The organism is Desulfospira joergensenii DSM 10085, from assembly GCF_000420085.1.
GTDB classification, from domain to species: domain Bacteria; phylum Desulfobacterota; class Desulfobacteria; order Desulfobacterales; family Desulfobacteraceae; genus Desulfospira; species Desulfospira joergensenii.
This window is the reverse complement of sequence record NZ_ATUG01000001.1, coordinates 268142-282382: the sequence shown is the minus strand read 5'-3', so window position 1 is coordinate 282382 and position 14241 is coordinate 268142. Positions and strand designations below refer to the sequence as shown.

Below are 14241 nucleotides of genomic sequence, written 5' to 3'. Positions count from 1 at the left end.
AGGAAACCCGGTCTTGTGCTGCCAAAGCCCCCCGGCATGACCGGAGGCTTTGGCAGCATTCATATATCCGAGGGGCTGGGTTCTTTAAAACGTGATGATCTGAAATCCGTCTGCCTCGTACCCGGCCATGGCGGGGTGGCCGGCCATGTCGTCCAGGAGTGTCAGTCCCTGGCTTTTTGCATCCTCCAGGGTTCCCAGTTTGGCGGAACAGGCCTTGCAAACCCCTTCCACGATATCCTGGGCCAGGGCTTTGGCCCAGAGCTTGTTCAGGGGATGATCCGGCTTTACCAGTTCCGGGATCAGCTTGACGCTGGCCCCCTCCAGGATGATTTTGGGGGCATGGCCTTTCTCTTTCATATCGAGCCCATTCAAGAGCACGTGGATAAAACACATGGGATCGCCGTTGAACACAAACAGGGCAAATTTTTTCATCATATCCTCCTTCGCGGGTTGCAGGTTTCATAAATACGCGGTAGTATGTGGCGTGAAATTATTTCACAGATTCCAAACCAAAGATCTTTTAAAATTCCGTTTCTTAGATCTTGTAGTCTATGGGAATCACAATGTCAATCAGCCGGAGGGCAGCTATTCTGATACAAAATTGTGTCGGACGGTATTGTTTCAAGGCTGTTTTTGAATCTGAACGGGGCAGACAAAGATCCGGAAGTTTCCCCTTCCCGGATCAAGAAAGCCGGTATCCGCAGGGCAATCATTTTTTTACCTGAAAAAGAGAGTCAGGCACGATGCTTGCTGATAACTGAAAATGATCAGGACATGTTGTTCAGAGCAGATTGTCCCGGAAGATCAGTACAAGAATCAAATTATCAATTCAATCCAAAAGAAAGGAGGATAAATGGCAGAACTACAAGGAAGTCAGACTGAACAGAACCTGCTCAAAGGATTTGCAGGGGAATCCCAGGCCAGAAACCGGTACACATATTTTGCTTCCCAGGCCAAAAAAGAAGGATACGTCCAGATTCAGTCTATTTTTGAGGAAACCGCAAATCACGAAAAAGAGCATGCCAAAAGACTGTTCAAGTATCTGAAATCCGGAGCTGAACTGGAAATCACGGCGGCTTTTCCCGCGGGAACCATCGGAACCACCATGGAAAACCTCAAAGAGGCCGCAGGTGGAGAAAATTATGAGTACACCACCATGTATCCTGAATTTGCCGCAACCGCCAGGGAGGAAGGATTCGAGGATATCGCCAAGACCTTTGAATCCATTGCCGTGGCTGAGCTTTACCATGAGCAAAGATACCTTGCCCTCATGGAAAATATTAAAGAGGGGAGAGTATTCAAACGGGACATGAATGTGAAATGGCGGTGCCGGAACTGCGGATACAACCATGAAGGACCGGAGGCTCCCGAGGTCTGTCCGGCCTGTGCCCATGCCCGGGCCCATTTTGAATTAAAGCCTGAAAACTACTAATTTTTTTAACCAAATGTGAATTACATCAATTTAGGAGGAAAAAAGAATGGCAGAAAAATACGGCGTCTATAAATGTGAAAAATGCGGCAACATCGTTCAGGTTCTTCACGGGGAAAAACCCCCGGTCATGTGCTGTGGCCAGGCCATGGACAGACTGGTGGCCAATACCGTGGATGCAGCCCAGGAAAAGCATGTCCCGGTGGTGGAAAAAATCGACGGCGGCTACCTGGTCAAGGTCGGTTCCGTGGCCCATCCCATGACCCCGGAACATTATATCCAGTGGATTGAGCTGGTCACTGAAAACGGCACCCTGATCCAGAGGAAATTCCTGGAACCCACCGATGCGCCGGAGGCGACATTCAAGACCGACGCCGATAAGGTTACGGCCAGGGAGTATTGTAATCTGCACGGGCTTTGGGAGTATTAGCCGCTTAAACAAAAATTCACCCATATCGGGCGTTGCTTCAGTCTTCTGAAATCCTCATGTACTGCAGTACACTCCGGTTTCAGAAGACATTGCGCCTTGTATCTGGGCAAATTTTTGTCCAAGTTTAGATAAGCTAGAAGGCAAAAACCGTAATAATCCCCGGTTTTTGCCTTTTTCTTTGCACCGGAAATTTCCCGGTCGGTTGAGTTCAGCAAAAAACCGATAGTAATTCTGACTTTGAAAGGATAACTTGGGTTATCATCACTTGTTGATGTATTTCTCGACTATTCCATCTTTTCTCAGTGTTTCCAATCCCTTGTTCAACATTGTCACAAGTCCAAAAGAGCCCAATCAGCAAGGATGTACAGAAACGAATCCCAACTCTCCCTGTAATCTTTGTTGCTTAAAAAGAGTGCTTTGCCTGGCAAATTTGCCAGGCATGAGGAAACGATCTTTGGGCAAACCCGAATGCGAACCCTATACTTTAAACTGTGTCACGGTTTTTTTCAGTTTTGCGGATAGGTCGCTCAGGCTGGCAGCACTGGTGTCGATTTCAGTGCTGTTTTCCGACAAAAGGGAAACCGACTGGTTCACTTCGTTTATATCCTCTGCAATATCATTCGCCACCGTTGAGGTTTGGGTGAGGTTCTCCGTGACCTCCTGGATGCCCTGAGCAGCCTGGCTGACATTCGTGGCAATTTCCTTTGTCGTGACCGACTGTTCTTCCACGGCGGCGGCCACTGTATCAATCATTTCATTGACGCTCGAGATATCTGTTGTGACCCCTTCGATTTCCGCAACGGTTTCCCGGGTGGCCTCTTGGACGCCCTGGATCTGATTTTTTATTTCCAGTGTAGCTTCAGCCGTCTGTGTGGCCAGTTCCTTTATTTCACCGGCGACAACAGCAAAGCCCTTGCCGGCATCACCAGCCCTTGCCGCTTCAATGGTCGCATTTAATGCAAGCAGGTTGGTTTGTTCGGAAATATCATTGATGGTTTCAACCACATCGCCGATTTGCCTGGCGGATCGGTTCAGCGTATCGATTTTTTTAGAGGCCTTGCGGGTCCGGTCCACTGCTTCGTTACTGGTGAGCCTCGTTTTTTCAGTGTTGCCGGCAATTTCATTTATGGTGGCGTTCATCTCTTCAGCTGCTGCCGAAACCATGCCGATATTGGTGGACGACTGCTCAACTGCAGAGGCCACCGAAGCCATATTGGCACTCATTTCCTCTGCTGCGGCTGCCACGGAATTGGATTTCTCTGCCATTTTGTCCGCCCCTTGGGAAACTTGGCCGGCAATGGTCAATAAGGCGGAAGAAGAAGTGTTCAGTTCATCTGAATTTCCTGCAACACCGGCTATGATACCCTGGAGTTTTTCAACAAAGGTATTGAACCATTTGGCCATCTCCCCGATTTCGTCACTGGATTTAGCAGTCAGCCGCATGGTCAGGTCTCCTTCTCCCTGGGCAATGTCTTTCAGCCCGTCCACCATCTGATTGATGGGGCGGACAACCCTGCCGGAGATGAAGAAGGTTGCGGCTCCGATCACCACAAGAACCAGGGCCGTGATTCCCAGAATAACTTTTTGGATGGAGGCGGATACTTCAGACAATTCTGCTTTTTCGATGAGAATAACGACAACCCAGTCGGTTTTGTCCGACTGGAATGAATTGACGTGATAGACCGTGCCGCTGATCCGGGTGTCAAAATCTGCTTTTTTCTTTTCCAGAACGGTTTCCAGTTTGTCAATACCGGCGTCTTTCACAAATTTCTGGTTATTATCGGCATTTTTGGGGTCTGCCAGGATCAATCCTTTTTTATGCAGCATCATGGCGTAACCGGTTTTTCCGATCTTGACGCCTTTCATGATTTCAGCCAGTTTATCCGAGGTGACGTCCAGTCCGATTGTTCCGTAAACCCTGCCGCTTTTGTCTTTAAATGACCTCACATTGCTGACGATGGTGGATCCGCTGATGCTGTCGGTGTACGGATCGGTCCGTAGGATTTTACCGTTTTCGGACAGTGCAATGGTATACCAACCTTTTTTCTTGGGGTCATATCCCTTGTGTACGCTGGTCTCCGGCCACTGAATGTAGCCGCCGTCTTCAGTCCCCATATACACGTACATGGTGCCGGGGTGGTTTTTTTTAGTAATTGTCAAATTCCTCATAAATCTGTTGTTCGATACCGCCGTTCTCAGAGGGTGTCATGGCGGTTTTCTCAGTGGTTTTTGCGTAACTCGTAACGCTGCTGTCCGCCTGCATGATTTTTGAATGAGTAGCAAAAGTATCGAGGTTCCGGTCAAGATCATCGTAAAAGACTTCAAGCATTTCTTCGATACCCTTGACCTGCTGGGCCACGTTGTCAAGATAGGTTTCCCGGAAGGACTTGTTGATCTGCACGTTCACGGCCATGACAACGGGAACCACTGCAACCAGTATGAGTGAAAAGGAAAAGATGAGCAGTTTTGCCCGGATGGATTTAAGCATCGTAGTCTCCTAAATTATTAAAGCAGGATTTCGTAATAAGGGGTTTCGTTAAAAAATACAGAGTCAAAACGATCAATGCTTCAGACTATATCTTAGCTGTAACCAAATGAAAAGGTTTAATAATAGGCGAGACGGCGCAGTCTTTTTTCCTTTGTATAATTTGAAAATCTGAAAATCAGAGCCCAGCGAAAATCCGGTATCAATCCTGTTTGTTGATATGGTTTTAAAAATTGGCCTGGATTCCATTATCGGCCAATGGGTTATTGGGGACCGTGCAATACATACCAAGGTTCTTGGATAAAAGTAATGTAAAGGGGCATCGATTCCGTGTCATACCGTATCCCGGTTACGACAAGGCCCCGACAGGAGGCTGGATCGCAATATCACCGGCCGAATTTATCCATGCCTCATACCCGGCCTTTGAAAGGACATCTATAGTCCCTTTTGTATAGCCTTTTTCCTCCATCTCCCGCCACACCAGACCATTCTTTTCCAGGAAGTCATTGGGCAGCATCTCCTGGTTTGGAAAATGTAAAAATCCGTCGGGTTTGCGCTTGCAGAATCCGTGGGATTCCATCAATTGATCCAGATGTCTGCTGAATTGTGCCCAGAAGCAGGCGTGGGAACGGATTGTGTGGGACAGTTTTGCCAGCAGAATTGCTTCAGGGTCATTTCCATGGACGGTAAACCAGGGCATCAGGGATATATGCCCCAGATTATCCAGGCTGAAAGCAAATTCACGAAGGAATAAACCGTTACTTTCCTTTTTATAGACCGCATATCTGGACTGTATACCAAAACTGTTGGTTCCGATGATCGCAAGACCCTTATTCTTTAAATGATTTTTGATCTGCCCCAGCACTTTTTTTTTGATATCGCGGGTGAAATAGACAAAAACATTCATACATCGAAAAACCTTGGCTGCCATGGGCTTGAGATCCATTATATCCGATTTTATGAACCTGAGGTTGCGGGTTTCGAAATCTAAGATATGATGATGAATCAGCTTGTTTCCATCCTTTTCCACGGTTTCGGAGGTTCGGATATTGATGTTTCGGAGCAGAGGAAGAAGATCCGTAAAAAGTTGGTTGAATCGGTTTTTTGTGCCCCTGGGGTCCGAGTATCGGGCCCGCACGGCAAGGTCCATTGATGGTTGAAAATAAAGGAACTCACCCTCCCGGCTAAAACATGCGTAATTCCCCCTGGTATCGTATACAACATAATCGGCAAAGGACCGGTCCACACCATAGATTTTCCACCCCGGGAACCTGCCCGCCGTATCGGCCGTTGTCAAAGGCGGAAAACCGCACCCCATATCCACGAAAATGTTTTGTCCCTTATTGGGGCCAAAGTCTTGTCCGGCAAGATAATCGTCGAGTTTTCTGTGGCGGGCCGACGCGGTAATAGGGGGAATACGTCCCCCCCATGCTCCGGGCAGTATGCCCGGGATCGTTACGGACAACCAGCGGAGGAGAACGGGGTTGAACTCTGTCAGACAATATTTGGATCGTTTCATAAGATCCAGGACGCGAAGGACAAACCCCTGGGTATCCGGTGGCAGTTCAGCCAGAGAAACGGCTCCGGATAAATGAGGGGGAAAACCTGTTCCCAGGAACTTTTCCGCCAGGGTTTCAAAAGAGGGAATGGTTTCCATTCATTTTTTCCTATACGCTATTGGGGTCACAGGATTGGGAAATGGCATGCCACCCGGTGTCCCGGTTCTATTTCATGGAATTCCGGTTCCTTTTGAGCACAATGCTTCTCAGCCCTGGGACACCGGGTGCGAAACCTACACCCGGATGGCGGATCCACGGGTGACGGTGTTTCGCCTGCTCTTATCTTCACCCTGGATGGCAAAAGGCCCGGATCCGGATTTGGAATGGCACTTAGCAAAGCTCTTGTATAGGGGTGATGATGGGTTTTGTAGAGCTTTTCAGAAGGGGCTTCTTCGCAAAGTTTTCCAAGATACATCACCGCCACCCTGTCACAGACATTTTTCACCACGGCTAGATCATGGGATATGAACAGCATGGTAAGTCCATGGCTTTTTCTCAAGGCCTCCAATAGGTTTATGATCTGTGCCTGAACAGAGACGTCAAGGGAGGAGACCGGTTCGTCGCAGATGAGTAGTTCCGGTTCTGGCATCAGCGCCCTGGCAATCTGGATGCGCTGGCACTGGCCCCCGGAAAACTGGAAGGGCCGAAGATGACAGGTCCCGGGATCAATGCCCACAGAAACCATCATTTCCAGGGCACGACGTTTTTTTTCTTCCCGGCTCATCTTTCCGATGGCGTCAAGGGGGGCTGTCAGGATGTCAATGATTTTTCGCCGGGGATTCAGTGATGAAATCGAGTCCTGGAATATCATCTGAAACCGGGGCCTTAGCCGCTTTAACCTTTTTTTGCTGACCTGGGTCAGATCTTCACCGGTAAAAAGAATCCGGCCTGAAGCCGGCCCGGGCAGCTGCATGATGGCCCGGGCAAGGGTGGATTTACCGCATCCGGATTCGCCGACCAGGCCCAGGGTCTCTCCTCTGGTAAGGGTAAAACCGACATCTGAAATCGCCTCAGTATTTTGTCTGCCCCCGGTATTGTACCTGATGGTCAGCCCCTCTACCTGAAGCAGATATTTTTTCATCAATTTCTTCCCCGTACAGGATACCAGCAGGCAAACAGATGATCCTGCCTGTCGTCGGATGATAAAGGCGGCGTTTGTCTGGTGCATCGTTGCTGCGCCTGGGGGCAGCGGGGCGCAAAGCTGCATCCCCTGGGCAGGTTTGTCAGGTCCGGGGATCGGCCTTGAATGGAATTCAGCCTTGTGTGAGGCCGGTTTTCAAGGCGGGGAATCGAATTCATCAGGGCTTGTGTGTATGGCATGCGCATGAATGAAAACAATTGGTCTGCCGGAGCCTGTTCAACGATTCTGCCGGCATAGATGACGATAATATCATCGGCTCTTCCGGCAGCCACGCCCAGATCATGGGTGATCAGGATCATTGCCATGTTTTTTTGGGTCTGCCTTTGGGCCAGCAGATCGAGTATCTCTGCCTGAACCGTTACATCAAGGGCGGTTGTGGGTTCGTCCGCGATTAATAGATCCGGTTCACAGGCCAGGGCAATGGCCATGGCAACCCTCTGGCGCATTCCTCCGGAAAGCTGATGGGGGTATTGACGGATCCGCTGCCCGGGATTGGAAATCCCCGCGGACTTGAGCAACTCGACAGAACGGTTCCGGGCCCTCTTTTTTCTCATCCCCAAATGACGGATCAGGGATTCGGCAATCTGATTGCCGATGGTCATCACCGGATTCAGGGATGACATGGGGTCCTGGAAAATAATGGCAATCCTTTGTCCCCTGACACCATTGATCGCCTTTGGGCTCATTTTATTTAATTCCAGGCCGTCAAACCAAATCCCGGAGTTTCGGGATATGTCTGCATTCTTGGGCAAAAGATTTAAAATACTTTTGGCCAGGATGCTCTTTCCGCTTCCGGATTCGCCTACTATCCCCAAAGTCCTGCCCGGCTGCAGATCAAAGGAAATATGGTTCACCGCCCGTACAATCCCGTAATCGGTTGCAATGGTTGTGACCAGGTCCTGTATGGACAAAAGCGGCGCAGGCTGACCTTCAGTCCGGCGAATCACAATTGCGTCTCCTTTGAATCGGCTACACCCCTTAAGGCATCTCCCATAAGATTAAAAGACAGCACGGTTAAAAACAATGCCAGGGCCGGAATAAAACTGACATGGCCGGCCTGGTCAAGCACCTCCTTACCCTCTGCAATCATTCCGCCCCAGCTGGGGACAGGGGAGGGCACGCTTAAGCCCAGAAAGCTTAGGGTGCCTTCGGCTACAATCATGTATGAGACCAGGAAAAGCGCATAAACAGTCAAGGGCAGAATGATGTTGGGCAGGATGTCATAGATGAGGATATAAAGATCATTCTGCCCGATCATCCGTGATGCCCGGATAAATTCCCGCCTTGAAACCGTGAGGGTGTTTGCCCGGGCAACCCTTGAAAAGGAAGGGATGGTCAAGAAACCCAGGGAAATGATGATGTTGGTCAGGTTCTGGCCCAGGTAAAAGGTAATGGCAAGGAGCAGTACAAGCCCCGGAAAAGCCAGGATGATGTCCATGGCTGCCATGATAAACGCGTCCAAACGTCCCCGGTAAAATCCTGCCAGCATTCCCAGGCTTCCGCCGGCCAAAAGGCCGATGACCGGGGGGATCAAACCCACAAGAAGGGATACCCGGGCACCGAATATCAGGCGGGTGAGAATATCCCTGCCCATGGTATCGGTTCCGAAAACATAGACAAAGGGCTCAGGTTCTGCCGGGGAACCATCCAATGACGGATGGCCTCCTTGAGAACCCGGGGGAGCCGCCGGGTTCATCCAGTCCATGGAATCGTATTCCGGCAATGGCATCAGATCCGCAAAGACGGCACAGAAGACCACAAGGGCGATCCACATTACGGAAAATCGGAAGGGGAGCCCGAGTTTTTTCGAAACCGGCCTGGGTTCAGCTGTAATCGATTCTCTTTTTTGCGTCGGTTTCAACAGGATGCCCATAATCAACCCATCCCTGATATTCGAATGCGGGGATCGACCAGGCCATAAAAATAGTCGACCAGAAAATTAACCCCGACATAGGCAATGGTAATAAAGAGAATACAGCCCTGGACCATGGCAAAATCACGGCTGAAAATGGATCCGATTAATAGACGGCCTATCCCGGGCAGGGCAAAGATGATTTCAACGATCACCGCTCCCCCGATCAGGTGGCCCATGTGGATCCCCAGAATCGTTATCAGGGTCAGGGAGGAGGGCCGAAGAGCGTGTCTGAAAAGGATATGGGATGCGGGCAGACCCTTGGATTTTGCCATGAGGATAAAGTTTTCCTGGAGAGTGGCGATCATATCGCTCCGAAGCACCCGCATGAACGGGACCCATTCCACCATGGCAATGCAGAGGGCCGGCAGGAGAAAGGATCGAAGATTGTTTTGGATGCCGTCTGACAACGGCATGTATCCGGTGGCCGGAAGCCATTGCAGCTTGATGGCAAAAATATAGATCAGGACAAGGCCCATGACAAAAACCGGAATTGACATCATGGCAAAGGCAATGGAACTTAAGGTATTGTCAATAATCGTCCTTGGTTTATAGGCACTAAGAATCCCCAATGGGACGGCAAGGGCAAGGGCAAACAATTGGGAAAGCACCATGAGTTCTATGGTGACGGGCAGTCTGGAGAGTATGGCTTCAAGGACCGGTTCCTGGGTGCGGAAAGATTTTCCCAAATCCCCTTTGGCGATATCCGCCAGCCAGTTCCCATACCGGATGATGACGGGCCTGTCCAGACCGAGTTCTTTCTGGAGGGCTTCAATATCTTCCATTGTGGCCTCTTCACCGGCAATATCATAGGCTATATTCCCGGGCAAGAAATCCACCAGGACAAAGGTGATTGCCGTAACCGCAAGAACGACCCCAAAAAGACGGATTAATCTTTTACCGGTTGTTCTTATTCTATCTTTCAATAGCCTATCCCAAAACTTTGAATTTGATGATGTCCGGGTCTGGTTCCTTTCCTATTCCTTTTCAATCCAGGCATCTGATATTTCAATCACACCGTTGCGGATTTCGGGTATGCCCATGATTTTTTGTTTTGTAATGATATGTATCCGGCGTCCCCCGCGGTATAGCATGGGCACATCCCTGTTGAGCAGCTCTGCAATGTCACATAAGATTTTTCCCCGTTTTTCAGGATCAATTTCCATCTGCTGGGCAACCAGGAGTTCATCCATTTTTGGATTTTTATACCCCGAGGCATTGATGCGGCTTTTCGAATAAAAGTACTTGTAGAGATAGGGGCCATGGTCCGTCATGGGCGGAATGCGCCAGGAGGACACATGATAATCTTTTGAAAACACCCTTTTAACGATGGGAGAGATATCCAGTCCTTTTGTTGTGACGGTGACGCCGATTTTTTTGCAAAACTGCTGAAGCATCAGGCCAAACTCCCGGCCGCGTTTGGTATTGGTATGTATGCATTCAATCTCAACCGGTTTACCGTATTCTTTAATTAATAATTTTGCTTTTTTAAGGTCATGGCTTCTATAGCCGGCATCATTGCATGGCAGACCGTTTCCAAAGGGATGAAATGCCAGGGGGATGGAATTTTTATAACTCATGGCCACATAAACTTCCTGGTTCCATGCATGGGCGATGGCCCGGCGGACACGGGGATCATCCAGGGGCGGTTTTGTCGTGTTGAGCAAGGCGGTTTCCGCTCCGTTGCTTTCTCCCTGGTGGTGGACCAATGAAGTATCTTCCTCGGCCCGTTTAATGATATGCCCCCGGTCCATGAAGATGACATCCATCTGTCCGGAACTAAGACTTGCAAACCGGGTTTGATGGTCAGGCACAGGTTTGAAAATGATTTTATCAAGATATGGTTTTTCTTTCTGCCAGTAGTTCGGATTTCTCACCACGACAAAGTGATCATTGGATTTCCATTCCTTGAACATGAAGGGTCCTGTCCCAACAGGTGTCCTGGCTTGGATATCCTCCTTCAGGGCCTTGGGAGACATCATATAGCTTGCCAATGCCCGTGTGTCCGTTAAAATTTTCGGAAATGGAAGCCAGATATGGGACAGATTGAATTGGACGGTAAACTCGTCCAGTTTTTCCACTGACTGGATCGGGGCAATTGAGGAGCGGCCCCTGAATTTGTTTTCCGGATGTAAAAGCCGGGACCAATTGTACACAACCGCATCGGCGTTAAATGGACTGCCGTCGTGAAACGAGACCCCTTGCCGAAGCGCGATTTTCCATTTTTTTCCGTCTTTTGAGGGGATAGCAGAAAGTCCGAGTACAGGGATCAGATCCCCTTTTGAATCCGTATCAAACAACCGTTCATGTATTGTGCTGTTGGCAATGGCGCCGCAGATGCTGAGGGCATTGATCTTCAAAGGGTCAAACCCGTGGAAATCATTTTCCGATCCAAATGTCAGTGTTCCGCCGTATTTCGGTCTGGCCGCCCTTGCCGGATCCAGGGGAAGGCAATACAGCATGCTGATCCCAAAAAATACAAGGATAAAGATTCTGAAAGATTTTCGTACGCGATTGATCTGGGTGGCGTTGTTTTCCATGCAAACCTCTCCTTTGGGGAAATCATAAGTTTCGCTAAAGGCCCGAAAGCCTTCGAAAACCTGTTCCCTGTTCACTTTAATGGTAAAGCAGGCGCGCCCGACAATGGTTGTACGGATTACCGGTAAAACCGGGTAATTATTTTTTTGAACCCTTTCTTTTGTTTACAGGTGAACCAGTTCATGAGTTTAAATTATAAATCTTTTACGGGTTGAAAATGTTCACCGAGGAATTCCACCACACCGCTATTCTGGTTGTAGACCTTTCTATACCCCTCTAATATGGCCTGGCTGCTGATGGTCATATATTTTTCAATCGCTTCATTGTCAGTTCGAAGCTTACCCAGCCCTTTGCTTACCGTTGTGGCCACTCCCTGGGTGAATATGGCCCTTGAGTAACGTATCATCCTTCGCTGTTCCGGGCTGAGGCCGTCGAACCCCTGGTAACCTTTGAGAAGATCGGTCAGATAGTCCCAATGTTTTTGCAGCATCCGGCGTTCCAGTTCCAGGTTTCGCCCGTCGAGCATGCAGGCAAACAACTGGCTGTTCTCTCTTGCAAAAAAAACGTATCCGATTGCCTGATCAATCCAGGCATCACCGGTATACGGTTTTAACTCATACTCTCTGATCAGGTCCCATCCTTTTTTGGCCACCTCATCTTTGAGGGCTTCCAGATTCTCAAAATGGGAATAGACGGGCATGGTGGAGCACCCCATATGTTTAGCCACAGCTGTTATGGACAGTTTTCCCCAGCCATTTTTTTTAACTATATCAAAGGCGGTTTCAAGAAAATCATTTACGGTTAAATGGGTCTTTTTGGGCATGACGGATCCTGGGTAAATTTAAATAGACTCTCTATAATAGATGGTCTATATAAACCTTTTTTCAGTATGTCAAGAAGTTTTTTTGCCTGATATAAGGCAATGCCGGACAAAGTTAAGTGTTTGTATTTTTAGCAAAAGAATCCCAAAGATAGTGCCTATATCGCTTTGGTTATTGTTCTTGGACATGCAAACATCGCTATTAAAAGCAGGCCCCTCTTGGAAAAAATGTTTTTTTGCTATGGGTTCTGGATTCTTTTATTGGAACTTAACCGGCCGGTTGAGGCAAGGAAAGGCGGCATCAGGATGGCCGCTTTTGGGCGGGTGGAAAGGGCAATTAAATAAAAAAGCCCCTGGATAGGTTCTATCCAGGGGCTTTCATATGCTTAAATAAAAATGATTTGTTAGATCACAGACACATTTGCAGCGGCAGGACCTTTCTGGCCCTCTTCAACATCAAATGTCACACGATCCCCTTCATTGAGGGACTTAAATCCTGCTGAATTGATGCCTGAGTGATGAACGAAAACGTCTTTTCCGCCGTCTTCTACTTCAATAAAACCAAAACCTTTTGTGTCGTTAAACCATTTTACGATACCATTTGCCATGTCGGCATTCTCCTAAATAAAAAAATAAAAAATAAATCGCTTCTAACTTTGGGGAGCAATCACAGATTTTTGGGATATACACCTTAAGGAGGAAACTTTAGCACTTTGATTAGTGCAATGAACAAGATTATACAGGAAAAAGAAGGGGTGTCAAGTAAAATCATCTTTTTGTTTAATGTTGGCATTTTTTTTGCTAAGGTTATTTCAAGTTTTATATTCTTGGTTTTTGTCCGGCGGGTTATGGTGAATTTTGCTTTGAATTCAGATGGTTAGTCTCAAAGATAGCAATGATTTTTTTGTCCATCAAGACCTGATGAATGCATGGATTCGTCAGGATAACCAGACACTTTTATTTTATTGGGTTGCAATTTTCATCCAGTCCTGTATGCTGTAATTCAGATAAGCAAGAGGACATTCCCTGTCAGGACCTGTAGTCCACCCACGATAGTCGCTTTGTTTTAAGAACATTGGATATTATCGTTCAATTTAGACTGATTGTTGATACATGTGAATCAGTATTTGAATTCTGTTGATAAAATCTCTGAAAAGATAAGCTTCTGAAATCTTAGATTTAATCAACCCGCTTTGACTATCAAAATCATCAACCAGCGACACGGTCTATTATTTTTAAATAATAGACCGGATAAAAACAGAGAAAGGATTTGAAATGCCCCATCGACCTGTCCACCAGAATGGCTATACCAAAAAAGAACTCATTGAGATAATAGAGAAAATTGATGCCGATCAGAGTCAAATGAAAAATCACCGCAAAGAACAAAATACAAAGATAAAAAACAATGGTTCCTATTTTACAGGGAAATATGGCGAGACCAGATAGATGCTCCGGAATATACCTGGATGGGATAAGGGGATGTGCAGGTGATTATCCCCTGATATTCCATACTCAACCCATTATAATTGGAACAATATCAATCAATAACAATTGGAGTGTATGATTATGAATTCAAAATCCGGCCGATCAAAGCCTTCTGCCGATGGAAGCTCCCATGAACATCCCATGGATAGTTGTACTCATCTAATCTCGACATCGCTCAAGGATCTGAGTGCGGAATATCAGAATTTAAGTTATAGGCAAGCAGATGCTGCTGATTCGAATAAAAAAGATTTAGACGGGACTGTTCAAGGGGAAAAAAAATCAGACCTAAAGTGAAAACGTAATATCTTCCCGAACAGGTTAAAATTTCCAAGGCACTGGCCGCTCTCCTCTCAATGGGGTCTTTAAAAATTTCTATTGAGACCTGGCGGGTAAAGGCTTAAAATCATACTTTTAATTTGGCCCTCTTCTGTTTATCCCTTTC

At 47.7% G+C, this 14241-nt stretch carries 14 protein-coding genes; 3 read left to right on the top strand and 11 right to left on the bottom strand.

The window, feature by feature from the left end:
- Positions 1-84: 84 nt before the first annotated feature.
- A complete protein-coding gene (locus F608_RS0101340) occupies positions 85-435 on the bottom strand; it encodes a cytoplasmic protein (protein ID WP_244154223.1) in 351 nt (116 codons plus the stop codon).
- A gap of 418 nt (positions 436-853) precedes the next feature.
- Here F608_RS0101340 and rbr point away from each other — a divergent pair, with 418 nt between their 5' ends.
- Both rbr and F608_RS0101325 read left to right on the top strand, forming a co-directional pair.
- Entirely contained in the window at positions 854-1432 is a 579-nt protein-coding gene (gene rbr / locus F608_RS0101330; protein ID WP_022663807.1) for a rubrerythrin, read from the top strand.
- 46 nt (positions 1433-1478) lie between these two features.
- The gene (locus F608_RS0101325) at positions 1479-1859 is read left to right on the top strand and encodes a desulfoferrodoxin (protein ID WP_022663806.1); all 381 of its coding nucleotides are present in this window, start codon (positions 1479-1481) and stop codon (positions 1857-1859) included.
- Positions 1860-2336: 477 nt separating this feature from the next.
- On the opposite strand, the gene F608_RS30345 is transcribed toward F608_RS0101325, so the two are convergent.
- The 10 genes from F608_RS30345 to F608_RS0101270 form a co-directional block, all read right to left on the bottom strand.
- Complete coding sequence (locus F608_RS30345) at positions 2337-4019, bottom strand: methyl-accepting chemotaxis protein (protein ID WP_161626802.1); 1683 nt, start codon at positions 4017-4019, stop codon at positions 2337-2339.
- A complete protein-coding gene (locus F608_RS0101315) occupies positions 4006-4347 on the bottom strand; it encodes a hypothetical protein (protein ID WP_022663804.1) in 342 nt (113 codons plus the stop codon). Before F608_RS0101315 ends, F608_RS30345 begins: the two co-directional genes overlap by 14 nt.
- Positions 4348-4693: 346 nt before the next feature.
- A complete protein-coding gene (locus F608_RS0101310) occupies positions 4694-6001 on the bottom strand; it encodes a class I SAM-dependent methyltransferase (RefSeq protein WP_022663803.1) in 1308 nt (435 codons plus the stop codon).
- Between the two features lie 26 nt (positions 6002-6027).
- Complete coding sequence (locus F608_RS0101305; RefSeq protein WP_022663802.1) at positions 6028-6984, bottom strand: ABC transporter ATP-binding protein; 957 nt, start codon at positions 6982-6984, stop codon at positions 6028-6030.
- Positions 6984-7991 carry an ABC transporter ATP-binding protein gene (locus F608_RS0101300; protein WP_022663801.1) on the bottom strand — a complete coding sequence of 336 codons (1008 nt, stop codon included), beginning with the start codon at positions 7989-7991 and terminating at the stop codon, positions 6984-6986. Before F608_RS0101300 ends, F608_RS0101305 begins: the two co-directional genes overlap by 1 nt.
- Complete coding sequence (locus F608_RS0101295; protein WP_022663800.1) at positions 7988-8917, bottom strand: ABC transporter permease; 930 nt, start codon at positions 8915-8917, stop codon at positions 7988-7990. Before F608_RS0101295 ends, F608_RS0101300 begins: the two co-directional genes overlap by 4 nt.
- A 2-nt stretch (positions 8918-8919) precedes the next feature.
- On the bottom strand, positions 8920-9882 hold the full coding sequence (locus F608_RS0101290; protein ID WP_022663799.1) for an ABC transporter permease: 963 nt from the start codon (positions 9880-9882) through the stop codon (positions 8920-8922).
- A 51-nt stretch (positions 9883-9933) separates the two neighbouring features.
- Complete coding sequence (locus F608_RS0101285; protein WP_022663798.1) at positions 9934-11496, bottom strand: ABC transporter substrate-binding protein; 1563 nt, start codon at positions 11494-11496, stop codon at positions 9934-9936.
- 191 nt (positions 11497-11687) lie between these two features.
- Positions 11688-12317, bottom strand: a complete 630-nt coding sequence (locus tag F608_RS34295; protein WP_022663797.1) for a TetR/AcrR family transcriptional regulator — start codon at positions 12315-12317, stop codon at positions 11688-11690.
- A 401-nt stretch (positions 12318-12718) separates the two neighbouring features.
- Positions 12719-12922 (bottom strand): cold-shock protein, encoded by a 204-nt coding sequence (locus tag F608_RS0101270; protein WP_027362352.1) that lies wholly within the window; start codon positions 12920-12922, stop codon positions 12719-12721.
- A 958-nt stretch (positions 12923-13880) separates the two neighbouring features.
- Here F608_RS0101270 and F608_RS36050 point away from each other — a divergent pair.
- Positions 13881-14093, top strand: coding sequence for a hypothetical protein (locus F608_RS36050; protein WP_153307429.1), 213 nt, complete (start codon positions 13881-13883; stop codon positions 14091-14093).
- The last annotated feature ends 148 nt before the right edge of the window (positions 14094-14241 follow it).